Below are 25,806 nucleotides of genomic sequence, written 5' to 3'. Positions count from 1 at the left end.
TCCCGCCGGGCGCGGCGCGCCAGGGTCGCGGGATCCCGCGTTATTCCGCGGCGGGACGAGGATCTCGGGGCGAGAGGCCCGGGCGGCTCCCTTTATTTCGGGATGTTCCAGAGTTTCTCGATGATCTTGGTTTCCATGGCGTCGCCGTGGCACGTGCCGCACTCCATGTCCTCCTTGTCCGCCCGCGCGAGCTTGTATTGGTACTCCTCTTCCATGAACGCCTGGACGGCCTTCTTGTCCTTGCGGTTCAGGACGTGCTCGTTCCCTGCGTGGCAGCTATCGCAGAAGAGGGTGCCGCCGCTCTCGCTCCGGAGCGGCACAACGAAGTGACGCCACATCTCGCGCGCGACCTTCATGTCGCGCGTCTCTTTCTTGAAGTCGCCTTCGGCGTGGCAGCCCTGGCATGTGTCGTAGCCGAGCGCCTTCTGGAGCAGCGGCATCACCTTCTTCTTCTGCGCGGTCGAGAGCTTCTCGAGCTCGGGGATCTTCTTGAGGTTGATCCCGATCTTCTTCAGATCCGCCTCGAATTTGGTCGCCTGGATCGGCGTCGACTTGGCGGGCGCCTCGTCCCCCTCGCCCTCGTCCGCCGCCGCGGTCTTCTCCGACTTCGACGGCTTCTGCGCCTTCGCGCTCTCCGATCCGGCGGTCGCGTCGTCGCCCGGGCTCGACTCCCCGTCGAAGTCGTCCTTGTCGGCCGCCGTCTCGGGCGGCGGCGTGGTGGAGCCACATGCTCCTGCGAAGGCGCCCATCCAGAGCGCGAGGGCGAGCGCTGCGTGCTTCATCCTGGCTGCCATACTCCTCCAAACGATCGTCAATGCCTGAGCGGATCGCCGCTCTCCGCGCAGCAGGGCGCGCCGCCTGGGGCGCGCGCCTGCGAGCATTCGCTGGGCGATCAAGCCCGCAGTTTACTCGAATTTGCCCGAGACAGAGAGGAACGTGAGCTTGTTGTTCGTCTCGCGGAGCCGCTGGACGAGCATCCGGACGACGTTCCAGAGGACCTCGTACGCGAGCTCTTTGTGGAGGAAGAGCAGGTCCTCGAACGCGTCCTTCGACACGGTGAGCAGACGGCAACGCTCGTGGACGCGCGCGTCGGCGGAGCGGGGGGCCTCGTCGAGCAGCGCCATCTCGCCGAACACCGCGCCGGGCCCGAGCACAGCGAGCGCCTCCTCGCCGATCCCGGCGATCTCGCGGCTGATCCGCACCTTGCCCTCGAGCAGGATGTAGAGCTTGTCGCCCGGATCTCCGTGCTGGAAGATCTTGGTGCCGAGGGCGTGCGTTTCCTCGCTCGCGACGCGCGAGATGAGCTCGAGCGCGGCCGGAGTGAGGCCCTTGAACAGGGGGACCTTCGAGAGCTGCTCGATCCGTTCGGGGACGATCACAAGCTGCCGCGGAGAATAGCCGAGGCGCCGGCCGCGTAGCGAATTTTCAGGGCGCTCGCGGCGCGACCTACCGCGTGAAGTTCACCGTGATGGGCGGCGTCGTGGTGGTGATCGGGGTGCCCGAGCGATCCCTGGCGGGGCTGTACCGCCGGCTGAGCGCGCACATGCGCGCCGCGCGCCCGAAACCGTGTCCGGGATCACTGACGACCTTGACCGACAGCGGACTCCCGTCGGGCCGCACGGTGATCATCAGCACGACCTTCGCCTGGTCGATCTGGTCGACGTCGGCCTCGGGAGGGAAAGGGCAGTTCCAGCTGCTGCCGCCGATCAGGCCGGCCGGGGCCGAGCGATCCGGCCCGGCGGGGGGCGGGGGCGGCACCGGATCGCCCGTACCCTTGCCGCCGACGACGCCGCCGACCTTGGCGTTCGGGTTGAACGTGGGGGCCTTCGCCGTGCCGGCGCCGGCGACCTGGCCATAGCCGACGCCCTGCCCCTCGCCGCTCGCGATGCCGCGATCGGTCATGTCGAGGACCTCGTCCGGATCCGGCTCGCGCGTGAGGACCTTCGCCGCCGCGGCGGCGGCGGGGGGCGGCTCGTACGGATCGTCCTTGGGCGCCGGGGTGTTCGCCTTCGGGGGCGGCGCGACCTTGGGCTCGGGCTCCGGCTCGGGCTCCGGCTCCGGCTCCGGCGGCTTGGGCTGCTCGACCTTCGGCGGCGTGACGTCGACCTCGTAGACAGCCCAGAGGTACTCGTGGATGCCGGCGCGCATCTCGTCGACAACCTGCCGCATGTCGCGGAGCGACCCCGAGACGATGGCCCGGGCCGAGGCCGCGCTGTGGGTGGTGAGCGCCAGGGTGACCCCGAGGAAGGCGCCCACCCGCGAGGCCCGGTCGCCGAGCGCGAGCACCGCGGCGAGCGGATCCCTGGCGCGCCGGCCGGCGCCCGCGCGGCCCGCGGCCGGGGCAGCGCGCGAGGTCGAGGGCTCGGGGGAGCCCCCAGGGTCAGCGCCGCCGCGCCTGTCCCGGCGGCGCCCATCGTGGAGCGCCCCCGCGGCGCGATCGCTCGTGGCCTGGCTCATGGCGTCTCGCTCGGCGCGCTCAGGGCGCGGGGCTCGGTGTTGCCGGCGCGGGGGCGGCCGGGGGCGGCGCGGCAGGCGCGCCGGGCGCTGAACCCGGCGCCGCGCCGGGCTCGGGCGCGATCGGCGTCACGCCGAACGCGATCTTGGACACGCCCGCCTGCTTGAGCAGATCGAGCGCGCGGATCACGCGCCCGTGCGGGACCGTCGTGTCGGCGCGGATCACCGCGCGGAGCTCCGGGTTCTTCGCCTGGGCCTCGCGCGCGATCGGCAGGATGGCGTCCTCGCCCGCGAGCTTCTTGCCGTCGGCGAACGTCTCGCCGTTCGCGTGCAGCTCGAGCCCGAAGACGAGCTGCACCTCCTGCCCCTGCGCCGCCTTCGGCAGGTCGAGCGGGAGCGACTGCGAGACGATGATCTTCGCCGTCACCATGAAGATGATGAGGAGCACCAGGGTGATGTCCACGAGCGGCGTGACGTTGATGCCGCTGATCAGATCGTCATCGTCGTTGCGGCTCGAGGCGGCCATCAGCGCTCCTCCTCGCCCGCGCCGCCCTTCTTGGGGTCGTCCTGCCGCGACGCGCGCGCGACCTTGCCGCGCGGCTCGGCGGCGACGGCGGGCGCGGCCCCGGCGAAGGCCGGATCGATCTTGAGGTGCGCGAGCAGGACGCGCGTCAGCGCCTCGGTGTTGGCCAGCGTCGACTTGATCATGCGCTGGAAGAAGTTGTTCGCGGCGACCGCCGGGATGGCGACGGCGAGGCCGACGGCGGTCGCGACGAGCGCCTCGGCGATGCTCGACATGACCGCCTGCGGCGCCATGGCCTGCGACGCGGCCTGCGCGACCGGCGTCTTCGCCGCCTGGCCGAGCGCGTCGAAGGCGCCGACGACGCCGATGACGGTGCCGAACAGCCCGATGAACGGCGCGTTGTTGCCGAGCGTGCCCAGGTAGGCGAGGCGCCGCTCCAGCTTCATGCGCTGCAGCGCCGCCGCGCCGGCCATGGCCTCCTCGGCCGCCTCGGGGCCCTGGTGCGCCACCGCGAGGCCGGCCGAGACGACCGCGGCCTCGGCCGAGGGCGAGGCGTCCATCCGCCGCCGCGCCGCCTCGATCGAGTCGTCGAGGGACGTCCGGAGGTCCCGCGCGAGGACGGCGAGATCGTCGCGGAGCGACCAGAAGAACCAGGCGCGCTCCAGGATGATGGCGACCGAGATGACGCTGAGGCCGATCATCAACCACATGACCCAGGCGGCCCCGAATCCGACCATGATGCGCTGCAGCCACTCGACGAGGTTCATCTTCTTCCTTGGTGCCTTTCCCGATGGGGGTGGTGGGGTGGGAGCCGCGCTTCCAGGGGTCTAGGGGCCGGCGCCGGGCTGCCCTTCGTCGACGGCGTCCTCCTCCTCTGGAGCGGGGGCGCCCGTCGCCCCCGGCCTGCCGGTGGACGGCTGGGGGGCGGAGGCGTCGACGAGCCGAAAGACTCGCCCAAGGACGGTCGTTGCGTAGCCGCCCTTCGGTAGCACAAACGAGACGACGATTCCTTGCCCTGCGGCCGGATCGCCCGCGCCGGGCGCGTCGGCCTCCCCGGCGCTCGGCCCCGCGGCGCACACCTCCAGGCCGTCGACCTCCAGCCGGAGCGGGCGCCGCGTGCCTTCCCCGGCGTGGGCGAACGCGTCGAGCCGGCGGGGGTCGCCGATCGCCGCCGTGAGCACCTCCAGCTCCAGCGCGCCGGGAGCGCCCTCGGGCCAGCGCATCTTCCGGCCGAACATCGGGCCTGTGGGCGAGATCGCGAGCGCGGCGGCGCGCGCCTCGGCGTCCGCGAGGTCCGGGCCCTCGAGCGGCACGAGGAAGAGGCCGCCGCTGTCGCGCTTCTTGGCGAGATCGCCGGGGAGCACGGCGCTCCAGGTGCCGTCCGCCTCGCGGCGCGCGAGCACCTCGTTGAACCAGCGCGACTGCAGCGCCGAGAACAGGAGGCGCTGCTCGCGCTTGTCGCGGGGACCGCGCTCCCGGCCGGCGATCCACGCGAGCGCGCGCTCCGGATTGCCGCCGTCCCTCCCGAACCGCTGTGGACCGAAGGCGTTCGGCACGCCGGCGCGGCCGATCTCGGCGAGGCGGCGCTCGGCGAGCGGGAGCGCCGACGGATCGATGCCCCGGAGCGTGATCTGGAACCGGTTGCCGACGAGGTGCCCCGGCTTGAGCTTGTTGTCGTGGCGGGCGACGGCGAGGATCTCGATCCCCGGCAGCTCGGCCTGCGCGAGCAGCGGCGCGGGATCGCGCGCCAGCGGGAGCTGGATCGAGGCGGTCTGCGTGGTGATCGCGTGCCGGTCCTTCATGCCGGCGAAGCCGGTGCTGCCCGGGTCGGCGCCGAGCGCGAGGGCGATGGCGCGCACCGCGTCGGGCGTGTTGCGCCCCGTCTTGCGGAAGGTGACGAACACGTGCTCGCCGCGGCCGCTCGGCGCGTAGGCGGGGAGCTCCTCGACGACGAAGTCCGCGGGCGAGCTCCGGAGCACGGCCGCGGGGAGGTCGCCGGGCGAGCCCGCTGCCGCGAGGTCCGCCGCGGACGGGGCGGTGATGGTCATGGGAGCGCCAGGGTGACCGAAATCTTCCGCGCGTCCAGCGGCGAAACGCGCGCGCGGCAGGCGGTGCCCGGCGGCGCGCGCGCCACGGCCGCGCGACCGGATGCCGCTGCTGCGGCCGACGCGGCCCGCGCGGCGCGCGGCGCCGCTACCTGGGCCTGGGCACGCCGCCGACGCCGCCGCCGCCCGGCACCGGCATCTGCGCCGGCACGCACTCCTCGTCGCCGGTGTCGACCGTGGTGACGTCGTAGCAGCAGAGCTCGCCGTCGAAGTCGCCCTCGCCGTCGATCGAATCGATCTCGCTCAGGCAGCCGGGGTTCTCGAAGAACACGAGCGCCTCCTCGCTGGACGGGCACGCGCCTTCGAGCTCGGTCCAGTGGAAGCAGGCCCGCTTGCCGCAGCCGGATGCGAGCAGGGCGGCGAGCGCGAGGACCAGCGAGCCGAGGTGGGCGTTGCTCATGTCGATCTCCTGAAGCTGCGCCCGCGCGCGGGCGCCCGGGGCCCTGGCGATCAGAGCTCGTGCGGCATCAGGTCGCGCGGGCTCCGGTAGTACTGCAACGGAGAGTAGGCGAGCAGGTTGGAGACCCGCGACGTGTAGATGCAGGCGTACTCCTCGACCTGATCGCCGAAGCTCGATGTCTCGTTCGCCTCCTTGAGCAGCGAGCCCCAGTAGGGGTGGAAGCGGCGAGCGATCTCGCGCTCCAGCTTGCCGACCTCGGCGTCGACGGCCCGGAGCTGGCCGCGGATGCGCTCGACGGCGCGCTTCGTGCGGCCCCGCTCGGCCTCGTAGAACGACGTCGCGTAGGCGATGTGGAGCTCCGCGCCGATCGCATCCGCGAGCAGCGCGCTGCCGTTGCCGCTGCCGCTGCCGTTGCCGTTGCCCGCGCCGTTCTTCTTCTGCTGCTCGTCCTCGATCTTGCGGGTGAGGTCCTTGTAGCGCTGCTGGTAGAAGCGGAGCTGGTCCTCGAGCTCCTCGCGGCGGCCCTCGAGCATCGCGCTCTCCATGTGCTCGCGGCGGCACGACTCGTGGGCGGCGACCTCCGCCTCCATCTCCTGGATGATCATCGCCGTGCGCCACGCGCTCTCCTTCTTGGAGCGGAGGATGTCGCCGTAGATGTGATCGCCCACGTAGAGGACGCGATCGCCGGAGATGTTCAGGAACTTCTCGAAGTCGAGGAGGTTGCCCCCCTCGTAGACGACGCCGCGCTCGAGCGGCGGCGTCGCGGGGCGGGTCTCGGCGCCGTCGCGGATGAGGAGCGGGCGGCGCTCCTGGAAGAACGCCGGCTTCTGCGCGGCGACAACGATGACGTCGAAGTAGTGCCGGAAGCTCGGGTACTCGGGCATCGCGTCCCCGAGCAGGTACGTCATCATCTTCTCGGTGAACGGCCAGCGCGAGTTCGTGAGCAGGAAGAGCTTCTTGCCCGCCGATCGGAACTTGTGGAGCGTCTGCGCCAGGTTCGGGTCGCGCTGGACGAAGCGCGGCAGGTCGGAGAGGACGACGTCGAGGATGGTGCCGTCCCGGTGCGCCTCGTCGATGCACTCGCGGATGTCGGTGAACAGCCGCGCGTAGTCGAGCGGCACGCCGCGCTCCTCGAGGGCGTCGACGATGCCGGCGTAGAGCGTGGCCTCGCTCAGCGCGTACAGCGTGTCGATCCAGTGGTAGCGGGCGGTGTTCGGCCGGATCTTGCGGTGCTGGTAGAGCCCCCTGAGCTCGTCCTTCGTGAGCTCGCGGAGGCCGTGGTAGCCGCGCTGGACCACCTTGAACCGGTCCATCTTGAGCACGTGGCCGAAGCGCTTGTCGATCAGGAGGCCGCGGATGGGGAAGTGGATCGGGTAGCGGAGGCGCCGCAGGAGCTCCTCGGGGTAGCCGCGGGCGGCGAGCTTCGTGACGGTCCCCTGGATCGAGAGGTTGTCCATCTCGGTCTGGTTGTAGATCGCCAGGGTGTAATCCATGTCGAAGCCCACCCAGTCGATCCCCGTGAGCTTGAGGTTGCGGTTGACGAAGACGCGCCGGGTCCGCGGGATGCGCGTGGGCTCGGTCTGCGGATAAAGACCTCCGAGGGGAAGCTCGAGCTGCTCGAAGAACACGGTGGGTCGACTATGGTATCCCAGCCGGCGAGGCGTACAAAGCGCGCCACCTTGACGGACGCGCGGCGGGGCCACTGCCGGGGAATCAGGGACCCACGACGGACCACGACGGACCGACGACCGGCCTCCGTCATCCGAGCAGTCTTCCCCTGGCGCGCCCGCGGGCGCCGCGCTCCCGGCGTGCGCTGCGCGGCGGAACTGCGCTATGTTGCCCGCCCGTACCGTCTCGAGCGGCCGCGACGCGGCCCCTCATCCGTCAACGACGGGCACCTTGCTCGATGCTCTTCGCTGCGCCCTCGCCGATCTCCCGGAAGCCCCCTGTCCAGCGCCCCACGTCGTGGTGGCTCAGCATGCTGCGCCGCCGCGCGGAGCGGATGTACGACGAAGAGCTCGACCTCTCCCGGCCGATCCCGTGGGAGAGCGAGGCCGAGCGCCAGGCGGCGATCGCCTTCTTCAACGCGGCGTTCCGCGCCGAGGAGTCCGGCCTGATGCAGGCGCACGCCCTGGCGGACGAGGTGGGCCGCTGGGACCCGGAGCTCGGCGAGTGCCTGCGGCTCTACGGCGACGAGGAGGGGTGGCACCGCGAGCTGCTCACGAAGTTCCTCGCGCACATCGGCGGCGAGGTCCGGCCGATGGGCCGCGTCACCGGCACCTTCTACCGCCTGTACGGCCGCGCGAAGCGGGTCGAGACCATCGTGCTCACGAACCTCATGTTCGAGACCATCGGCTCGACGACGTACCGCCTCGCGCTGCGGGAGGCCCGGTACCCGGCCGTGCGGCAGATGCTCACGATCCTGACGCGCGACGAGTCGTTCCACGTCCCGCTCAACGTCCACTTCCTGCGCGAGGCGCTGAAGCGCAGCCCGCCGTCGATGCGCGTCAGGCTGCGCGCCATCTACACGACGCTGTTCGCGGCGCTGCTCGGCTCCGCGGCCGCGAGCCGCCGGCGCGCGCTCGCCTTCGACAGGATCCCGTTCCGCGCGCTCGCGGGCGCCTACGCCGAGCACCTCGGGCGCCTCTTCGTCCACGAGAGCGACCTCGACTTCGCCCCGCCGGAGCTGCTGCTCCGCCTCTTCGGGCACAGCCGGCGCGCGCTCGCGGCGTCGGACGACCCCTCCGCCGTCAGCGTCCTCTCGGCGGAGGCAGCCGTCGACCGCGAGCGCGTCGTCGTGACGGCGCTCGATGACGCATGGCGCGCGCGCGGCCCGCGCGACGCGCGCCATGCGCCATCGAGCGCGCCGCTCGACCCCGAGCGGGAGATGGCGGCGGTCCATCGTCAAGCGTTACGGTAAACTTTTCTTCTGCGTGTTGTCCGGAGTACACTCGGGGTGCGGGCGTCGTGGGCTCGCGCGGGGCGGGCGCCAGGGCGTCTCGGGGCGTGGATGGCAGGCAAGGAGCAGCGCCGGAGCGGCCCAGGGAGCCGCCCCGGCACGAGGAGCAGCGAGTCCGCGGAGCGCGCGCGCGCGCCGCAGGAGCCGGAGGCGCGCGCGGCGACGCCCGCCGACGAGGGCGTGGAGGCGGACGCCCTCGCGCAGATGCGGCGCGAGATCCGGACGCTGCTCGGCGGGATCATCGGCGTCAGCGGCCTGCTGCTCGACACCGAGCTCGACCCGGAGCAGCGCGCCTGGGCCCGCCGCATCCGGAGCAGCGGGGACGCAGCGCTCTCGATGATCGACGATCTCCTCGACGCGGGCCAGCCGGGCGGCCGCGGGCTGGACGTCGACCGCGTCGACTTCGACCTGCGCCGGGCCGTCGAGGACGCGGCCGAGCTGCTCGGCGACCGCGCGCACGACGACCGGACCGAGCTCGTGCTCGACGTCGATCCCTGCGTGCCGGGCGCCGTGCGCGGCGACGCGGCGCGGCTGCGGCAGGTGCTGCTGCACGTCGGCACCCTCGCGATCGGCGCGGCGCCCCGGGGCGAGGTGCTGCTGCGCGCCGCGCTCGAGGGCGACGACGGCGAGGCGCCGGCCGGGCTCGAAGGCGCGCGTGAGGGCGCTGGCGTCCGGGTGCGCTTCGACGTGCGCTTCGCGGGCGGGGCAGGGCTCGCGGCCGGCGCGGCGGGGCAGGGGGCAGGGGGCGCGCCGGGCGGGGGCGCGCTGCCCGCGTACGAGCGCGACCTCGGCGTGGCGCCCGGCATCGCCGTCGCGCGGCGCCTCGTCGGCGCGATGGGCGGCGAGCTCCGCGTCCTCGAGGAGCCCGGCGTGCGCCGCCGCCGGATCGCGTTCGCGCTGCCGTTCGAGCGGCGCGGGCGCGGCTCGGAGCGCGCGCTCATCCCGCGCATCGATCTGCCCGGCAAGCGGGTGCTGGTGGTCGACGACAGCGGCGCGGTGCGGCGCGTCGTGCGGCGGCTGGTCGAGGAGCTCGGGCTCGCGTGCGGCGCCGCGGCCGACGGCGCCGCGGCCCTCGCCGCGCTGCGCGAGGCGGCGGGCGCCGGGGCGCCCTACGACATGGTGCTGATCGACCTCGAGCTGGCCGATCTCGACGGCCTGCGGCTGCTCCAGCGGATCAAGGCGGACGCGGCGATCGCGCCGGTGCGCAGCGTCCTCATGACCTACCCCGGCCGGGACGCGCCCAGCCGCGCCGAGGTCGACGCCGTGCTGAACAAGCCGATCCGGCGCGCGCAGCTCCACTCGAGCCTGCGCCTGCTCGTGGGGCTCCCGCCGGAGCACGTGGCCGCCGGGGTGCGCGCGCACGCGCCGAGGTCGCGGCGGGGGGCGCCGGTGTCCGACGGGCGCAGCTCGGCGCGCTCGAAGATCCTCGTGATCGACGACAGCGCCGTGAGCCGGAAGGTCGCGGCGTTCATGATCGAGAAGCGCGGCTACCGCGTGGAGGCGGTGGGCAGCGGCGCGGCCGTCGAGTCGGCGCGTCGCGGGGGCCACGCCGCTGTGCTGATGGACTGCCGCGCGGCGGCGGGCGACGACGGCCGCGCGGTGGCCGCGGAGCTCCGCCGCGCCGAGCGGGCCGACCGGCGGACGCCGATCATCGCGATGACGGACGACGCCGGGAGCGGCGCGCGGGAGAGGTGCCTCGCGGCGGGGCTGGACGACGCGGTGTCGAAGCCGCTGAAGCAGGACGAGATCGACAACGTCCTGCGGACCTTCTGCGCGGCGTCGCGGTCCGGCGCGTACGAGGCCGTGCAGCACGACGCGCCGCCGCCGAGCGTGGAGCTGCCGCCGCCGACCCTGGTCACGCCCTCGCCGCCGCCGACCACGCGGCGCGTCCCCCCCGCCGCCCCGTCGAGGCCGCGGGGCGGGCTGCGCGCGGCCGAGCCCGACGTCGTCACCGAGGTGATCGAGCTCTTCCTCACCGAGGCGCCGACGCGGGTGGCCTCGATGCGCGAGGCCGCGGCGCGCGGGGCGCTCGGCGAGCTCGATCGGCTCGCGTGGGCGCTCTACGAGAGCGCCGACAAGCTCGCGGCGCTCACCCTGAAGGAGCTCTGCGCGCGGCTCGATCGGGAGGCGCGCGCCGGGACGATCGAGAGCGCGACGGAGGCGGTGCAAGCCATCGCTCGAGAGGTCGAGCGCGTGCAGTCCTCGCTCGCGGCGGAGCTCAAGAAGCGGGGGCTGCGGTGATCCCGGCGTCCGAGAGCCCGAGGCTCAGACACTCAGATAAAACGAGTCGTTCCAGCCCGCGACACGGCTGCATCGTGAGCTCGCCCGCCTGAGCCGGTGTGCTGAGCTACATCAATGTCCATGTCCTGAATTTCCAGGCCTCGCTGGTGACAGGCTCCCGGGCTGTCTGCCCGGCGAACAGCGCATGGACGGTAGTCGCGGAGAGCGTATAACGCGTTGCGTTATGACTCGGGCGACTCCTCGAAGACGCGCAGGCCGTATTTCTCGAGACACCAGAGCACGCCGATGACCAAGCTGCGCTTGTCGTCCACGAACGACGGCTTTTTGCCTTCGAAGTAGTGACCTGCGAACTGGAAGCCCCATCCCGTCGCGAACATAGCGGCCGCGAGCGGGAGGCCGATGAGGGTCGCGCCCACGGGGAAGCTCGCGACGATCAGCGGTATGCCGACCTTGTGACACGCCTGGTTGCGCGGGTCCTGGTGGTCTTCCTTGTACCGGCGGAGCACCTGTGTCCATTCGGCGTTGAGGCGGAGCATGCGACCACCTTATCATGCTGAAGCCCGGCGCGAGGCGCAGGGCGACATGTTGCAGCGCGCATGGCGCCGGCGCCGACGTCCGCGCTGCGCGCGCGCCGGCGCCGCCCCGCGCGCCTCCGGCGAGGACCGGCGCCGCCGCTTCTCGGTTGCCGTTGGAAGGAATGAGGCGTAGTTGGGCAGTGTGAGCGGTCACAGAACCGGTCCCATGGCCACGACAGCCCCCTTGTCGTTCAAGACAGGGGAGATCCTCCAGGGGGCGCGCTCGGAGAAGCGGCGCGTGCTCCTGCTCGTCTATCACCATGATGGCGTCGAGATGGCCCCGATGAGCCCCGGCGTCGGCGTTGTCGTCGGCAGGGAGCCCCCCGCGGACGTGGTGATCCGCGACAGGAGCATCTCGCGCAGGCACGCGCGCTTCACGCTGATCGGCGGAGAGGTCGTGGTCGAGGACCTCAATTCCCGCAACGGGACGCGCATCTCCGGGCAGCGGGTCGAGAGCGGCGTGGTCAAGGCCGGGGACGAGGTGCTGCTCGGCGGCATCGTCGCGTCGGTCCACGTGCTCGCCGGCGGTGAGCTGCCGCCGTTCGGCCTCGAGGGGTCCGACGCGCTCCGCGTCGCCCTGCAGGCCGAGATCGTGCGATCCAGGTTCTTCAGCCGCAAGTTCGCGCTCGTCGTGGTCCGCTCGCTCGGCGAGCAGGCGGGCCACCTCCGCCACTGGGGGCTGCGCGTCCGCGAGGCGCTCAGGCCCGTCGATCGCGTCGCCTTCTACAGCCCCGACACCCTCGAGATCCTGCTCCCCGAGGTCACGCCCGAGCTCGCGGAGGAGCTCGCGAAGGCGATCGTCACGCGCCGCGAGGGCGAGCCCACGCTGGTGTCCGGGGTGGCCGTGTTCCCCGACGCCGCGACAACCATCGACAAGCTCATCGAGGTCAGCCACGAGGCGTCGCGGAGCGCGACCCCCGCGGAGCCGGTGCGCCTCGCCGCCCCCGAGGGCGCGCTGCTCTTCGTCGCGCCGAAGGCCGAGGGCGCCCGGCCGCCCGAGGAGGAGGGCGCCCCGGACGCGCCGGAGAGCCCGTGGGAGGCCGACGGCCACGTCCTCGCGACCAAGAGCCCGCTCATGCGCTCGCTCGTCGAGGTGGCGCTGCGCGCCGCGCGCTCGTCGATCCCCGTGCTCCTGCGCGGCGAGACCGGGACCGGCAAGGAGGTGCTCGCGCGGTTCATCCACGACCGCAGCCCGCGCCGCGGCGAGCCGCTCATCTGCGTGAACTGCGGGGCGATCCCCGCGCTGCTCATCGAGAGCACCCTCTTCGGGCACGAGCGCGGCGCCTTCACCGGCGCGAGCCAGCAGCAGAAGGGCGTCTTCGAGGCGGCCGGCGGCGGCACGGTCCTGCTCGACGAGATCGGCGAGCTGCCCGCGGCGGCGCAGGCCGCGCTCCTGCGCGTGCTCGAGACCAAGCGGGTGACGCGCGTCGGCGCGACCAGGGAGATCGAGGTCGACGTCCGCGTGATCGCCGCGACGCACCGCGATCTCGACGCGATGTGCGAGGCGGGCACGTTCCGGCTCGACCTGCTCTACCGGATGAACGCGATGACGCTGAACATCCCGCCGCTCCGCGCGCGCCGCGACGACATCCCGGCGCTCGCGGCGGGCTTCCTGCGCCAGGCGAACGCCGAGGACCCGAGCCGGGTCCAGTCGATCGCGCCCGAGGCGCTGGCGCTCCTGAAGAGCTACTCGTGGCCCGGCAACGTGCGCGAGCTCCGCAACGCGATCGAGCGCGCGGTGGTGATCGCGGAGGGCGAGGCGATCATGGCGCGCGATCTCCCGGAGCGCGTCCGCGTGGCGGTGACCTCGTCCAGCGCGCCCCCCGCGGGCTCGCGCGCGTCCGACCCCGGCATGGCCGCTGTCGTGTCCCAGCGCGCGTCCGACCTCCCCGTCGCGCCCGGGCCGGGCTCGTCGGGGAGCCCGATGACGGGCGGCCTCAAGACACGCCTGGAGCAGATCGAGGCCGACCTCTTGCTCCAGGCGCTGCGCGCGTCCGACTGGAACCAGACGGACGCGGCGCGACTCCTGGAGCTGCCGCTCCGGACGCTCCAGCACAAGATCAAGGTCTACGGCATCAAGAAGCTCGGCTACGGCGTCGCCCGTTAGCCGTCCGAGGAGGCGCCGCCCGCCGGAGGCGCCCGCCCGCCGGAGGCGCCTGCCCGCCGGAGGCGCCCGCTACTGCGAGAACCCTTCGAGCATGTAGTGCGCCTCGATGCGCTTGAGCGCGAGCACCATCGCGGCGAGCCGCATCGGCAGGCGCTTGCCCACAACGAGCCTTGTCGAGTCGTGATCTTCGGTGCGGCGCGGCCGGTTCTCCGCGATGTCGCAGATCAGGCGGTAGTTGCTCTTGATGGCGCGCTCCAGCCGCGTGTTCACCTCGCCCTCGGTCCAGTGCTCCATGCGCTTGTTCTGGATCCACTCGTAATAGGAGACCGTCACGCCGCCCGCGTTGCCGATGATGTCGGGGATGACGCTGATCCCTCGCTCCGCGAGCACGTTGTCCCCCTCGGTCGTGGTCGGGCGGTTGGCGCCCTCGGCGACGAGCTTCGCCTTGATCCGCTCGGCCACCTCGCCGGTGATGGCGTCGCCGAGCGCGGCCGGGATGCAGATGTCCGCGTCGACGCCCCAGAAGTCGTCGCGCGCGATCACCTGGGCGCCGCCGTAGCCCGCGACCGATCGCCGGAGGTTCGCCGGGTTGTCGTTGACGTAGGCCATGAGCGCGCCGACCTCGATGCCGTTCGGGTCGTGGATCGCGCCGTCCGCGTCCTGCACCGCGACGCACCGCGCGCCCATCCGGCACAGGATCTCGGTGGCGGCGGAGCCGACGTTGCCGAAGCCCTGCACGATGAAGCGCGCCCCCGCGAGGGGGAGGCCGCGCTGCGCGTACCACTCCTCGATGCAGTAGGCGAGCCCCTGCCCGGTCGCCTTGGCGCGCCCCTCGGAGCCGCCGATGCGCACGTCCTTGCCCGTGACAATGCCGCGATGGTTGTGCCGCTCGCGCTCGCCGTCGCTGTACTGGCGGAGGAGCCACGCCATCACCTCGGCGTTGGTGCCCACGTCGGGCGCCGGGATGTCGACGTTGGGACCGATGAGCTGCTTGAGCCGGTACATGTACCGGAGCGAGATCGACTCGAGCTCCTCCTTGCTGTGCTCGCGCGGATCCATGCGAATGCCCCCCTTGGCGCCGCCGAACGGGACATCGGCGATCGCTGTCTTCCACGTCATCTCGGCGGCGAGCGCGTTGAACAGATCGAGCGACACGGCCTTGTGGAAGCGCAGCCCGCCCTTGTAGGGCCCTCTCGCCTGGTTGTGCTGGACCCGGTACGCCTTGAAGCGGGCGAACTCGCCGGGCTGGATCCGGTAAAGCCCCTGGTCGCCGAGGCGGATCACGCCGTCCTGCACGTGGATCGAGCCGCTCCGCAGCGCCTCGGGGCGGAGGATGAGCTTGCCGTTGAAGAGCGGGGTGATGGCGGCGCGGTTCGGGATCACCGACGCAGGGAGCCGCTCGTACGCCGCGGCCGCCTCGCCGCGGAAGGGGACGAGGCGGTCCTGGAGCTGCGTTGTGACGTAGAAGATGTGCTCGTAGTCGGGCTGCTCGAGCTCCAGCCGGATGCGGGGCGCCAGGCCGATGAGGTCCGCGGCCGTGTGAAACACCACCATGGATTCGCCGAAGATGTTGGTCTCCGGCTCGCGCTCTAGCAGGGGGACGTCTTCCATCGCCGTATGCTGCCTCGACCGCGCGGCGGGGGTCCAACGTTTCGCGCCGGTCCCCGCGCGCCGCTCGACCGCTCGAGCGCGCGACGGGCGGGCCGCCGGCCTCGCGGCGGAGAGCTGGTGCGGCTCTCCGCGGAAGATCCGGCGGCCCGTCGGGTCGATCACCGCTGTTTCTTGCCGGCAGCGTGGCCGACGCGCTCAGCGAGCGATCTCAGGGGAACATGCCGGGGGCGAACGCTCCGGCCGGGAAGCCACCACCGGGGAAGCCGCCGAGACCGCCGATGCCACCGGGGAAGCCGCCGAGACCACCGCCGAGGCCGCCGAGACCACCGCCGAGGCCGCCGAGACCACCGCCGAGGCCGCCGAGACCACCGCCGAGGCCGCCGAGACCACCGCCGAGGCCGCCGATGCCACCGGGGAAGCCGCCGAGACCACCGCCGAGGCCGCCGAGGCCGCCGCCGAGGCCGCCGAGGCCGGGGGCCCCCCACCCGAAGCCGCCCGGCGCACCCCCGAAGCCGCCCCCGAACGGAAGGCCGCCGTAGGGCGACCCGCCGTAGGGCGACCCGCCGTAGGGCGACCCACCGAAGGGCGACCCACCGAAGGGCGACCCACCGAAGGGCGACCCGCCGGCCTGCCCGACAGGGAACGGCACCTGGCCGACCTGCCCGGGGCCCTGACCGATGGGGCCGCCCTTGTCGATGGGACCCGCGATCGGCCCGCCGGGGCCCTGGATCGGCCCGCCCTTGCCGATGGGCGGCGCGCCGAGGCCCGGGCCGAGCGGCCCGCCCTTGCCGATCGGGACCTGGCCGCCGATATCGCCCTTGCCGGGGATCAGGCCGCCGCGCGTCTCCTCCTGCTCTTCCTCCTCCAGCGCTTGAACGCTCGACGCCACGTCGACGTCGGCCTGCTCCAAGTCGGCCTCTTCCGGTGTCACCGCGTCGACCGCGCACCCGGTCATGAACACGGAAAAGAGCATCGCCGCTTGCGCCATCTTCATATCGATTGAGCTAACCATCCGTCCTCCTTCCATGCCCCGCGACGGCCTTCAGGCCCGCGGTGTCATGTTGAGCGGCGTGGAGAGCAGGCTGCGTGCCCGAGAGCGCGTGTGCAGAGCCTGCCGCGTCGCCCTCTGTCGCTGCCGGCCCGCGACGGGCGAAAGTGCATTGTCTGAATCCGCGCCGGCGCGGAGTTCTGCCCCGTTTCACCGCGCCCGAGCGCCGCCGCGCCGGCGCGTATCGACAGCGCCGCGCAGCGCCGATGTGGGATGCGCTCGGGCGCTGGAGAAAGGCAAATGTCGTCGCGCGCGCGTGGCGCGGCGCGCGGCCGGACGGCGTGAGAGCGGCCCGACTTGCTGCTTTATCGGGCCCTCGCAAACCGCATTTCCGAAGACCTGGTCGATCTCTGCAATCGAGGGTCGCGGTGACTCGACATCATCGCTCCCCGGCCGCGACGCCCGCGCGTCCGCGCACACGACCCCGCGCGCTGGTCACGCCATGCGCAGCCCACTTCAGCCGATAAGGTCCCCGCGCGTCGCTCCTCGTGCGGCAGCCTCCTCGATGGCGCGCGCCGCGCTGCGCGCTGTCGCCGTCGTCGTCCGGAACGACGGCGCCGCCGCTGGCGTCGGCGGCGGACGACGGCCGTTCGCAAGGCAGCGAGAGCGGCCTCCTCCGCGGAGCGTCCAGCGGGACGCAGACGTCCTCGGCGTCGCCGGGAAAGTCGTCGCGATCGCGGCGCCTCTTCCTGGCAGGAGCCTGTCTCCTGTTGTAAGACTCATTACGCCAAGGGAGCTCGCGCGGCGCCGCTCAGGCGCTGTCCTCGTCACCCTGCCGCGGGCTCACGACGATCTCTGGCGCTCGAAGCGCCGGTTCATGCAGGACACGCGCTGTCTTCGCGCTGTCTTCGCGCTGCTGCGGGCGCGCCGCGGCGCCGCTCGCCCGGGGGCGGGGCCCGCGACGCGCGATCCGAGGCAGCGCTCTTTCTGAGGAGGGGAATCGCATGCGCCGCTGCGCGACGCGCCCGGGTTCATCTTGGCTGGCCGTCTGCATTGCTGTCCTGTCGCTGCTCGTCGCGGCGTGCAGCGATCCCTCGCTCCGCTCCGAGGCGCCGCTCGAGGGCGAGATCGTCCCGGTGCGCTGCGCGCGCGGGCACGTCCTCGGCCCTGGCGGCGCGTGCATGCCGGTGGGCATCCAGGGGTGCGCCGCGCTGTTCATGGAGGACGACGGCCTCTGCCACCCCTCGATGGCGAAATGCCCGGCGGGGACGATACCGAAGTTCGATGAGGGCTGCATTCCCGTGGGCATCCCGCGCTGCGCCAAGGAGCTCGAGGGCGACGACGGGCTCTGCAGGCCGACCATGGCGAAGTGTCCGACTGGCACCTTCGCCACGCCGGAAGCGGGGTGCGTGCCGATCGACGGCCCCGACGGCTGCGGGCCGGGGCGGTGGGGGAGCCTCCCTCGCGCGCCCGGGACCCTGTATGTCGACCCGAGCTACTCCGGCGCGGACAGCGACGGTTCGGAGGCGAGGCCGGTCACGACGCTCGCGGCCGCGCTGGAGCTCGCCGCCGAGGGCGGGACGATCGCGCTCGCGGAGGGCACCTACGACGAGCCGATCGTCGCGACGAGGTCGCTCGCGATCGCCGGCGCGTGCGCCTCGCGCGTGCGGATCCGGGGGGTCAGCCAGCTCAGCCACCCTCCCGCGATCGTGGCCGTGCTCGACGCGGGGGAGGTGACGCTGCAGGGGATCGAGATCGGCGGGGACGGCGCCGGCGTCGTGGCGACGGGCGCGAGCGCCGTGACGCTCGAGCGCGTTCACATCCGGGGCGCCGCCCACGTCGGCGTCCTGTCGGGCCGAGGCGCGCGGATCTCGGTGGCGCGGAGCTGGATCGAGGGGACGCGCTCCGGGATCGAGGGGGACGGCACGGGCGCCCTCGCGAGGGACGGCGGCGCGCTGTCCGTGAAGGAGAGCGCCGTCACGGGCAACCACGGCGCGGGCGTGGCGGCGCACCAGGCGGGCGCCACGGCGGCCGTGGTGGGCAGCCTCGTCGAGGGGACGCTGGCGTCCGAGGTCCACCGGGATGGCCAGGGGATCGTCGTCCGCGACGGCGCCGAGGCGTCGATAGAGGCCTCGGCCGTGGTGGGAAACCGGCTGTCGGGGATCTTCACCATGACGGGCGCCTCGGCGACCCTCTCGGGCGTGCTCGTCGAGGGGACGCTCCCCGGGCTCCACGATCTGAATTTCGGCATCGGCGTGTTCGCGGCGGAGCGGTCGCGCGTCGCGATCGACTCGAGCGCGGTCGTCGGCAACGCGGAGATCGGCGTCGCCGTCATCGGCGAGGGCGCCGCGGCGACGATGGCGCGGAGCCTTGTCGCGGGCACGGTGGCGGCCGTGCCGGAGTCGCCGCTCGCCGGGTTCGGCGTGGCGGTCGCCCGCGGCGCGGCGATGCGCCTCCACGACAGCGCGATCTTCCGGAACCGCGCGGCCGGGGTTCACGTGGCCGATCTGTCCGCCGAGCTGATCGCGGAGCGCAACCTCGTCGAGGGCACCCTCGCCGAGGGGAGCTGGGGCGACGGCGCCGGGGTGATCGTGATGGAGGGTCGCGCCACGCTCGCGTCGAACGCGGTCCGCGCCAACGAGGGGACCGGCCTGTTGATCGGGTATCCCGGGACCGAGGCGACCGTGACAGGCAACCTCGTCGAGGGGCACGTCGCGCCGGACCGCCGCTCGCCGGTCGGGCGGGGGATCGTCGTCTACCGCGGCGCCAGCGCGGTGCTCGCGGGCAACGTCGTCAGCCGCAACCGCTCCGTCGGCGTCCTCGTCGGCTCGGAGATCCCGGGCGGCAAGGTCGAGATGACGGGTGACCTCATCCAGGACACCTTCGGCGACGGGGATGGCAGCGACGGCGCCAGCGCCGGCATCGGCGTCGCGGCCGCGCGCTACGAGCTCCGGCTCGACTCGGCCGTCATCCGCGCCAGCCGCACGGCCGGCGTGGCGCTGTTCGGCGCCGACGCCCACGTCTCCAGGACGATCGTCGACGGGGTGGCCGCCGACGCGCGCGCCGGAGACGGCGCGAGCAGCGACGATCTCGTGGCCGACGGCATCCTGGCGCTCGCCGGATCCACTGCCACCGTCGCCGACGTGCGGGTCGCCGGCTGCGCGCGGGCCGGCATCCTGTTCGACAGGAGCTCGGGTCGCCTCTCCAGGGTGCACGTCTCGGACAACCTCTTCGGGCTGGTCGTGCAGGGCTCGCCCGCGCTCGACAGCGGCAAGGAGAGCGTGTTCACCGACAACATCGCGGCGGACGAGCTCTTCGGGGCCGAGCTCCCGGTGCCTGCATCCGCGCCCCCGCTCTGGTGAGGCGCGAGCCCGGCTGCTCGCTTCGAGTCCTCGCGCGAAACCGTGAAGACATCGAATGGAAACTCCCGCGGTACGTGGTATTCAGGGGAGACGGCAGCGGGGATCCGGGGCCCAGGCGCCCAGTCGCCAGCCCGCGATTCGATCCTGAGCCCACCGCGCTTCCTCACGGGGGCCGTGGCGGACCCCACCGCGCCGCGCCTTCCGGACTCGATCAGCTCACACCAGCACGGAGCGTGTCCAGGTCTCGCCCCTCGAGACGACGCGTCCTCGATCGCCGGCGCGAAGGTTGAAATTTCTGGTCTTGTCACCGCTCGCGGGTCTCTGTTATAGACGTCCCCCGGCCGAACCTGGAACGCCGCGTCGGCGGCGCCCTGCTTTCTTACGATGGTCGCAGAAAATAACAGTGTCAGTGTTGGGTCCGTCCTCCCATCATGACGCGTGATGACAGCACGAGATCGCGTTGCGGCGATGAGGCTTGACGCGCCACGACATCTCCGCTGAAACGCGCCTGAATGAGCAACGAGAGAACTTGACAACGACCTCGAATCCCCGTTGACACTGATGTGCGAAGACGGCTACAGTCCCGACGTCTGGATGCCGGTATGGTGCGCTGCGTTGCGCGCGTCGAGCTCCAGCAGGCCGCTCTGTCGCGTGGCGGCTCCCCGGAAGATCAATGAAGTGGGATAGGGACGGTGGGCGCTCGGGTGTGCTCACGAGGGCCCCGCGAGGAGCATTCTCATGAGGAATCGGTTCTTGCCCCGTCGGACGTTCGTTCTGTCGGCGCTGCTTCTTTCGGTCGGCGTTACATCGGGCTGCGGGAAATCCGATGTTCAGCAGGACCCCTTGAAGCCCGTGGGCGCTGCGCCGGGCGCGCAAGGCAAGGCCACCAACGCGGACACCTTCCTCACCGTCTCGATCGAGCAGCAAGCGTCGTGGGTACGCAACTTCAATCCTCTGCTCGCGGCAGGTAACGTTCGCTGGCCCACCGTCGCTGGCATTTACGAACCGCTCCTCGTTTACAACACGATGAAGGGCGAGTTCACCCCGTGGCTCGCGTCGAAGTACGAGTGGAGCAACGGGAACAAGACGCTCACCTTCACCACGCGGCCCGGCGTCAAGTGGTCCGACGGCCAGCCCTTCACGGCGAAGGACGTGGCCTTCACCTTCGCCCTCCTGAAGAAGCACGCCGCCCTCGACCTGCAGGGCGTCTGGAAGTGGCTGACCGCGGTGGAGGCCAAGAGTGACTCCACGATCGAGTTCTCGCTCGCGCGGCCGTACGTCCCCGGGCTCGTGTTCCTCGGGCACCAGCCGATCGTGCCGGAGCACAAGTGGAAGGACGTGGCGGATCCGGTCACGTACACGAACGAGAACCCGGTCGCGACGGGGCCGTTCACCGAGGTGAAGACCTTCCAGAACCAGATCTACGAGCTCGGCCGGAACCCGCACTACTGGCAGCAGGGCAAGCCCGCGGTCAAGGGCCTCCGCTTCCCGGCCTACCCGGGCAACGACCAGGCGAACCTGGCGCTCCTGAACGGCGAGGTCGACTGGGCCGGCAACTTCGTCCCCGAGATCGAGAAGGTCTACGTGGGCAAGGACCCGGCGAACCACCACTACTGGTTCCCGCTCGTGGGCAGCACCGTGTTCGTCTACACGAACACGACCAAGAAGCCCCTCGACGACGTGCGGGTGCGCAAGGCGCTCAGCATGGCGCTCGATCGCGAGCAGATCGTCAAGGTCGCCATGAACAACTACACGCGACCGGCGGACGCGACGGCGCTCAGCGACGCGCACGAGCGCTGGCGCAGCCAGAAGGTCGTCGAGAGCGGCGACTGGGTGAAGTTCAACGTGGCCAAGGCGAACCAGATCCTCGACGAGGCGGGCTACGCCAAGGGCCCGGACGGCCTCCGCGTCAAGGACGGGAAGCCGCTGCGCTTCGACCTCAACGTCGTCACGGGCTGGTCCGACTGGGTGCGCGCGGCGCAGATCGTCACGCAGCAGGTGAAGCAGATCGGCGTCGAGGCGACGCTGAAGACGTACGACTTCAGCGCGTTCTTCGAGGCCCTCCAGAAGGGCACCTTCGACCTGTCGATGGGCTGGTCGAACGAGGAGCCGACGCCGTACAACTTCTACCGCGACCTCGTGGGCACCGCGACAGTGAAGCCGGTCGGAGAGGCGTCGGCGCGCAACTGGCACCGCTTCGGCGCGAAGCAGGCGGACAGCCTCTTCGAGGGGTTCGAGGCCGCGACGGATCAGGCGGAGCAGAAGAAGCTCCTCGAGCAGCTCCAGGAGATCTTCTCCGAGACGGCGCCCTCGATCCCGCTGTTCCCCGGGCCGTCCTGGGGCGAGTACAACACCCGCCGCTTCACGGGGTTCCCGAGCAAGGAGAACCCGTACGCGAAGCTGTCGCCCAACAACCCGCCCGAGTACCTGCTCGTCCTCACCGAGCTCAAGCCGAAGTGATGTTGGCGTGATCTGATCCGGAGAGCAGGTTAGAAGAGAGAGCTTCTGTGCGTTACCTCCTTCGACAGCTAGGCTTGTACTTTATCGCGGCGTGGGCGTCGCTCACCCTGAACTTCCTCATCCCGCGGCTCATGCCGGGCGACCCCGCCTCGGCGATGTTCGTGCGCTTCCGCGGCCAGCTCCAGCCGGAGGCGATCGACGCGCTGCGGAAGGCGTTCGGGTTCACGGGTGAGCCGCTCTACAAGCAATACATCACCTACCTGAGCCACACGCTGACGGGCGATCTCGGCCTGTCGGTCGCTCACTTCCCCGCGAAGGTGACGGACGTGATCGCGACGGGGCTCGGCTGGACGCTGCTCCTGTCGGGCGCCGCCGTGATCCTCAGCTTCGGCCTCGGGACGCTGCTCGGGATCATCGCGACGTGGAAGCGCGGCGGCCTGCTCGACTCGATCGTGCCGCCCGTCCTGATGTTCCTCGGCGCGTTCCCCTACTTCTGGCTCGCGATGGTGTCGCTGTACATCCTCGGGTTCGTGATGGGGGCCTTCCCGCTGCGCCACGCCTACAGCGACACGCTCACGCCCGAATGGAACTTCGAGTTCATCGGAAGCGTGATATCGCACATGGTCCTGCCCGCCCTGTCGATCGTCATCGCCACCATCGGCGGCTGGATGCTCGGCATGCGCAGCGCGATGGTCACGGTGCTGTCCGAGGAGTACATCACGATGGCCCAGGCCAAGGGGCTCTCCCAGTGGCGGGTCATGTTCACCTACGCCGCGCGGAACGCGCTCCTGCCCAACGTCACCGGCTTCGGCATGGCGCTCGGGTTCGTGCTCGCCGGGTCGCTGCTCACCGAGATCGTCTTCTCGTATCCGGGTCAGGGCTACCTGCTCATCCAGGCTGTTCGTAACCAGGATTACCCGCTCATGCAGGGGATCTTCCTCACCATCACGTTCGCCGTGCTGGGCGCGAACTTCCTGGTCGACGTCATCTACGTGTTTCTTGATCCTCGCGCCCGCGGGCGCTGAGGGCTGGGTCCAGGAGAAGCGATGGCTGCGCAACAAGGCAACAGCGGGGGCAATGCAACCCGTGAGGCGGGGTGGATCCGCCGGCTCCTCTCGAATCGCAAGGCGATGGTGGGCACGCTGATCGTGCTCTTCTTCCTGCTGATCTCGGTGCTCGGCCCCACGATCGTCGGCCAGGACCCGCACGCGTTCGTGGGCATGCCGCACGAGGCGCCCTCGGCCGAGCACCTCTTCGGCACGACGGGCCAGGGGCAGGACGTGCTCGCGCAGACGATCGTCGGCGCGCGGACCTCGCTGGCCGTCGGCTTCGCGGCGGGGTTCGCCGTGATGGCGATCGGCGCGGTGATCGGCATGGCCGGCGGCTACTTCGGCGGCTGGATCGACAGCGTGCTGTCGCTCCTCACGAACGTCTTCCTGATCATCCCCGGCCTGCCGATGGCCGTCGTCATCGCGGCCTACCTGCCGGCGGGGCCGATGACGATCCTGCTCGTCCTCATCATCACCGGCTGGGCGTGGAACGCGCGCGTGCTCCGGTCGCAGGTGCTCGCGCTGCGCGACAAGGACTTCGTGTCCGCGGCCCTGGTGAGCGGCGAGGGCAGCGCGCGCATCATCTTCCGCGAGATCCTGCCGAACATGACGTCGCTCCTCATGTCCGGCTTCATCGGCGCGACGATCTACGCCATCGGCGCGCAGGTCGGCCTGGAGTTCCTCGGGCTCGGCGACCTCAGCGCCGTGACCTGGGGGACGAACCTGTACTGGGCGAGCAACAACGCCGCGCTCCTCACGGGCGCCTGGTGGACCATCGTGCCCACCGGCGTGTGTGTCGCGCTCGTCGGGTTCGCGCTCACGCTGATCAACTATGCGATCGACGAGATCTCGAATCCGCGGCTCCGCGCGGAGGGGGCCTGGTCGCGTCTGATCAAGAGCCGCAAGGTCGCGGTTGGTCCGTCAACGCCGGTAGTGAGGGCTCATGGCGCCTAGTCCGCTTCTCTCAGTTCAGGATCTCCGGGTCGAGTTCATCACGCCGACCGGCCCGGTGTGCGCGGTCGACAACGTCTCCTTCGACATCGCCCCGGGCGAGGTGCTCGGCCTCGCGGGCGAGTCGGGGAGCGGCAAGTCCACGGTGGCGATGGCCATCATGCGGCTGCTGCGCCCGCCGGCGATCATCACGGGCGGGCGCGTGCTCTTCGCCGGGCAGGACGTCCTGTCGATGACGGAGGAGCAGCTCCGCGCGTTCCGCTGGCGCAAGATGGCGCTGGTGTTCCAGAGCGCGATGACCGCGCTCAACCCGGTGCTGACGATCGGCGAGCAGATCGCCGATCCGATCATCGCGCACGACGGCGTGACGCAGGCGCAGGCGATGGAGCGCGCGGCAGCGCTGCTCAAGCTCGTCAACATCGACCCGTCGCGCCTGACCAGCTACCCGCACCAGCTCTCGGGCGGCATGCGCCAGCGCGTCGTGATCGCGATCGCCATGGCGCTCAAGCCGCCGTTCCTCATCATGGATGAGCCCACGACGGCGCTCGACGTGGTCGTGCAGCGGGAGATCCTGCAGCAGATCGCCGAGCTCAAGGAGCGCCTCGGCTTCTCGATCCTCTTCATCACGCACGACCTCTCGCTCATCGCCGAGTTCTCCACGCGCATCGCCATCCTCTACGCGGGCAAGCTCGCGGAGACCGCCCGCGCCAAGGACCTGTTCAGCGATCCGAAGCACCCGTACACGCAGGGGCTGCTCGGGTCGTTCCCCTCGGTCCGTGGGCCCCGCCGCAGGCTGCAGGGCATCCCGGGCTCGCCGCCCGACATGCGCAACCCGCCGTCCGGCTGCCGCTTCCACCCCCGATGCCCCCAGGCCTTCGCGACCTGCCAGAACGAACTGCCGGTCCTCCGTGAAATCGCGCCCGAGCACCGCGGCGCCTGCCACCTCTACTGACCATGACGACGACGCAACCGTACGCTTCACCTGTCCTCGACGTGGTGCGCCTCGGCAAGTACTTCCCTGTCGGCGGCGGGATCCGCGCGCAGCAGCTCCGGGCGCTGAACGACGCCTCGTTCACGCTCGCGGAGCGCGAGGTCATCGCGCTGGTCGGGGAGTCGGGCAGCGGCAAGAGCACGATCGCCCGGCTGCTCGCGCGGCTGATGCCCCCGAGCAGCGGGCAGATCCTGTTCAAGGGTCGCGACGTGCTCAAGGAGGAGCCGAACCGCGCCTCGCTCGCGTACCGCGGGCAGGTGCAGATGATCTTCCAGGATCCGTTCGGCTCGCTGAACCCGGTGCACACGATCGGCTACCACCTGGAGCGGCCGCTGCTGCTCCACAACAAGGCGCCGAACGCCGCGATCCTCAAGGAGAAGGTGCACGCGCTGCTCACGACGGTCGATCTCACCCCCCCGACGGAGGTCGCGGCCAAGTTCCCGTACCAGCTCTCGGGCGGCCAGCGGCAGCGCGTGGCGATCGCGCGCGCGCTGGCGGTGGATCCCAGCGTGATCCTCGCGGACGAGCCGATCTCGATGCTCGACGTCTCGATCCGCATGGGCGTCCTGAACCTGATGGAGCGCCTCAAGGAAGAGCGCGGCATCTCGTACCTCTACATCACGCACGACATCGCGAGCGCGCGCTACGTCGCGGATCGTACGATGGTGATGTACGCCGGCCACATCGTGGAGGGCGCGCCCAGCGAGGAGCTGATGCAGCAGCCGGCGCACCCGTACACGAAGCTCCTGCTGTCGGCGGTGCCGGACCCGAACGGCTCGATCCGCGGCGAGCTGCCGGCCCGCTCCGGCGCGCCGAAGCTCGTCAACCCGCCGCCGGGGTGCCCGTTCGCCGACCGCTGCCCGAGCGTGATGAACGCGTGCCGCGAGCAGATGCCCGGGCCCGTCGACGTCGGCTCGGGGCACTGGGTCCGCTGCCACCTCTACTCGCCCGGGATGGCCGCGGCGGCCGCGCCCTTCCAGGCCACGGTGCCGGCCCCCGTCGGGACCATGCCCGTCTGAGGAGAACCACG

At 71.6% G+C, this 25,806-nt stretch carries 20 protein-coding genes; 9 read left to right on the top strand and 11 right to left on the bottom strand.

Annotated features, from left to right (window positions below):
• Window positions 1-92: 92 nt before the first annotated feature.
• The 8 genes from WMF42_RS22185 to WMF42_RS22150 all read right to left on the bottom strand — a co-directional run bounded on the left by WMF42_RS22185 (window position 93) and on the right by WMF42_RS22150 (window position 7,110).
• Window positions 93-782, bottom strand: coding sequence for a hypothetical protein (locus WMF42_RS22185; protein ID WP_081427055.1), 690 nt, complete (start codon window positions 780-782; stop codon window positions 93-95).
• 123 nt (window positions 783-905) lie between these two features.
• A complete protein-coding gene (locus WMF42_RS22180) occupies window positions 906-1,379 on the bottom strand; it encodes a cyclic nucleotide-binding domain-containing protein (protein ID WP_012236950.1) in 474 nt (157 codons plus the stop codon).
• Between the two features lie 67 nt (window positions 1,380-1,446).
• Window positions 1,447-2,457, bottom strand: a complete 1,011-nt coding sequence (locus WMF42_RS22175) for an energy transducer TonB (protein WP_081427056.1) — start codon at window positions 2,455-2,457, stop codon at window positions 1,447-1,449.
• Between the two features lie 19 nt (window positions 2,458-2,476).
• Complete coding sequence (locus WMF42_RS22170) at window positions 2,477-2,980, bottom strand: ExbD/TolR family protein (RefSeq protein ID WP_434048708.1); 504 nt, start codon at window positions 2,978-2,980, stop codon at window positions 2,477-2,479.
• Window positions 2,980-3,744, bottom strand: a complete 765-nt coding sequence (locus WMF42_RS22165) for a MotA/TolQ/ExbB proton channel family protein (protein WP_061612802.1) — start codon at window positions 3,742-3,744, stop codon at window positions 2,980-2,982. Before WMF42_RS22165 ends, WMF42_RS22170 begins: the two co-directional genes overlap by 1 nt.
• Before the next feature lie 60 nt (window positions 3,745-3,804).
• The gene (truD, locus tag WMF42_RS22160; protein WP_437694104.1) at window positions 3,805-5,025 is read right to left on the bottom strand and encodes a tRNA pseudouridine(13) synthase TruD; all 1,221 of its coding nucleotides are present in this window, start codon (window positions 5,023-5,025) and stop codon (window positions 3,805-3,807) included.
• Window positions 5,026-5,170: 145 nt separating this feature from the next.
• Entirely contained in the window at window positions 5,171-5,482 is a 312-nt protein-coding gene (locus WMF42_RS22155; RefSeq protein ID WP_437694102.1) for a hypothetical protein, read from the bottom strand.
• Window positions 5,483-5,532: 50 nt separating this feature from the next.
• Window positions 5,533-7,110 (bottom strand): HAD-IG family 5'-nucleotidase, encoded by a 1,578-nt coding sequence (locus tag WMF42_RS22150; RefSeq protein ID WP_437694100.1) that lies wholly within the window; start codon window positions 7,108-7,110, stop codon window positions 5,533-5,535.
• A gap of 278 nt (window positions 7,111-7,388) precedes the next feature.
• Here WMF42_RS22150 and WMF42_RS22145 point away from each other — a divergent pair, with 278 nt between their 5' ends.
• A complete protein-coding gene (locus WMF42_RS22145; RefSeq protein WP_437694098.1) occupies window positions 7,389-8,402 on the top strand; it encodes a ferritin-like domain-containing protein in 1,014 nt (337 codons plus the stop codon).
• A gap of 90 nt (window positions 8,403-8,492) precedes the next feature.
• Window positions 8,493-10,682, top strand: a complete 2,190-nt coding sequence (locus tag WMF42_RS22140; protein WP_437694096.1) for a response regulator — start codon at window positions 8,493-8,495, stop codon at window positions 10,680-10,682.
• A gap of 221 nt (window positions 10,683-10,903) precedes the next feature.
• On the opposite strand, the gene WMF42_RS22135 is transcribed toward WMF42_RS22140, so the two are convergent.
• Window positions 10,904-11,218: an Mpo1-like protein gene (locus tag WMF42_RS22135; RefSeq protein WP_061609938.1), complete on the bottom strand. Its 315-nt coding sequence runs from the start codon at window positions 11,216-11,218 to the stop codon at window positions 10,904-10,906.
• A gap of 205 nt (window positions 11,219-11,423) precedes the next feature.
• On the opposite strand from WMF42_RS22135, the gene WMF42_RS22130 reads away from it, so the two are divergent.
• Window positions 11,424-13,364 carry a sigma 54-interacting transcriptional regulator gene (locus WMF42_RS22130; RefSeq protein WP_061609939.1) on the top strand — a complete coding sequence of 647 codons (1,941 nt, stop codon included), beginning with the start codon at window positions 11,424-11,426 and terminating at the stop codon, window positions 13,362-13,364.
• Window positions 13,365-13,433: 69 nt separating this feature from the next.
• Here WMF42_RS22130 and WMF42_RS22125 read toward each other — a convergent pair whose 3' ends face one another.
• Window positions 13,434-14,975, bottom strand: a complete 1,542-nt coding sequence (locus tag WMF42_RS22125; RefSeq protein WP_061609940.1) for a Glu/Leu/Phe/Val family dehydrogenase — start codon at window positions 14,973-14,975, stop codon at window positions 13,434-13,436.
• 208 nt (window positions 14,976-15,183) lie between these two features.
• Complete coding sequence (locus tag WMF42_RS22120) at window positions 15,184-15,969, bottom strand: hypothetical protein (protein WP_437694093.1); 786 nt, start codon at window positions 15,967-15,969, stop codon at window positions 15,184-15,186.
• Window positions 15,970-16,967: 998 nt separating this feature from the next.
• On the opposite strand from WMF42_RS22120, the gene WMF42_RS22115 reads away from it, so the two are divergent.
• The 6 genes from WMF42_RS22115 (at window position 16,968) to WMF42_RS22090 (ending at window position 25,795) form a co-directional block, all read left to right on the top strand.
• Complete coding sequence (locus tag WMF42_RS22115; protein ID WP_437694091.1) at window positions 16,968-19,325, top strand: right-handed parallel beta-helix repeat-containing protein; 2,358 nt, start codon at window positions 16,968-16,970, stop codon at window positions 19,323-19,325.
• A gap of 738 nt (window positions 19,326-20,063) precedes the next feature.
• Complete coding sequence (locus tag WMF42_RS22110; RefSeq protein WP_061606117.1) at window positions 20,064-21,785, top strand: ABC transporter substrate-binding protein; 1,722 nt, start codon at window positions 20,064-20,066, stop codon at window positions 21,783-21,785.
• 47 nt (window positions 21,786-21,832) lie between these two features.
• Window positions 21,833-22,810, top strand: a complete 978-nt coding sequence (locus tag WMF42_RS22105) for an ABC transporter permease (protein WP_061606118.1) — start codon at window positions 21,833-21,835, stop codon at window positions 22,808-22,810.
• Between the two features lie 21 nt (window positions 22,811-22,831).
• The gene (locus tag WMF42_RS22100) at window positions 22,832-23,788 is read left to right on the top strand and encodes an ABC transporter permease (protein WP_061606119.1); all 957 of its coding nucleotides are present in this window, start codon (window positions 22,832-22,834) and stop codon (window positions 23,786-23,788) included.
• Entirely contained in the window at window positions 23,778-24,737 is a 960-nt protein-coding gene (locus tag WMF42_RS22095) for an ABC transporter ATP-binding protein (RefSeq protein WP_061606120.1), read from the top strand. Before WMF42_RS22100 ends, WMF42_RS22095 begins: the two co-directional genes overlap by 11 nt.
• Before the next feature lie 2 nt (window positions 24,738-24,739).
• Window positions 24,740-25,795: an ABC transporter ATP-binding protein gene (locus WMF42_RS22090; RefSeq protein ID WP_061606121.1), complete on the top strand. Its 1,056-nt coding sequence runs from the start codon at window positions 24,740-24,742 to the stop codon at window positions 25,793-25,795.
• The last annotated feature ends 11 nt before the right edge of the window (window positions 25,796-25,806 follow it).

Origin of the sequence: Sorangium sp. So ce176, assembly GCF_051519835.1 — a bacterium.
Lineage (GTDB): Bacteria > Myxococcota_A > Polyangia > Polyangiales > Polyangiaceae > Sorangium > Sorangium cellulosum_G.
Note: the sequence above shows the minus strand (reverse complement) of the source record. Positions and strands in the feature narration are given on the sequence as shown.

Coding starts and splice junctions, on each gene's coding strand:
- WMF42_RS22185 (WP_081427055.1), bottom strand. CDS start 782: ATGAAGCACGCAGCGCTCGCCCTCGCGCTCTGGATGGGCGCCTTCGCA.
- WMF42_RS22175 (WP_081427056.1), bottom strand. CDS start 2,457: ATGAGCCAGGCCACGAGCGATCGCGCCGCGGGGGCGCTCCACGATGGG.
- WMF42_RS22170 (WP_434048708.1), bottom strand. CDS start 2,980: ATGGCCGCCTCGAGCCGCAACGACGATGACGATCTGATCAGCGGCATC.
- WMF42_RS22165 (WP_061612802.1), bottom strand. CDS start 3,744: ATGAACCTCGTCGAGTGGCTGCAGCGCATCATGGTCGGATTCGGGGCC.
- truD (WP_437694104.1), bottom strand. CDS start 5,025: ATGACCATCACCGCCCCGTCCGCGGCGGACCTCGCGGCAGCGGGCTCG.
- WMF42_RS22155 (WP_437694102.1), bottom strand. CDS start 5,482: ATGAGCAACGCCCACCTCGGCTCGCTGGTCCTCGCGCTCGCCGCCCTG.
- WMF42_RS22145 (WP_437694098.1), top strand. CDS start 7,389: ATGCTCTTCGCTGCGCCCTCGCCGATCTCCCGGAAGCCCCCTGTCCAG.
- WMF42_RS22140 (WP_437694096.1), top strand. CDS start 8,493: ATGGCAGGCAAGGAGCAGCGCCGGAGCGGCCCAGGGAGCCGCCCCGGC.
- WMF42_RS22135 (WP_061609938.1), bottom strand. CDS start 11,218: ATGCTCCGCCTCAACGCCGAATGGACACAGGTGCTCCGCCGGTACAAG.
- WMF42_RS22130 (WP_061609939.1), top strand. CDS start 11,424: ATGGCCACGACAGCCCCCTTGTCGTTCAAGACAGGGGAGATCCTCCAG.
- WMF42_RS22125 (WP_061609940.1), bottom strand. CDS start 14,975: ATGGAAGACGTCCCCCTGCTAGAGCGCGAGCCGGAGACCAACATCTTC.
- WMF42_RS22120 (WP_437694093.1), bottom strand. CDS start 15,969: ATGAAGATGGCGCAAGCGGCGATGCTCTTTTCCGTGTTCATGACCGGG.
- WMF42_RS22115 (WP_437694091.1), top strand. CDS start 16,968: ATGCGCCGCTGCGCGACGCGCCCGGGTTCATCTTGGCTGGCCGTCTGC.
- WMF42_RS22110 (WP_061606117.1), top strand. CDS start 20,064: ATGAGGAATCGGTTCTTGCCCCGTCGGACGTTCGTTCTGTCGGCGCTG.
- WMF42_RS22100 (WP_061606119.1), top strand. CDS start 22,832: ATGGCTGCGCAACAAGGCAACAGCGGGGGCAATGCAACCCGTGAGGCG.
- WMF42_RS22095 (WP_061606120.1), top strand. CDS start 23,778: ATGGCGCCTAGTCCGCTTCTCTCAGTTCAGGATCTCCGGGTCGAGTTC.
- WMF42_RS22090 (WP_061606121.1), top strand. CDS start 24,740: ATGACGACGACGCAACCGTACGCTTCACCTGTCCTCGACGTGGTGCGC.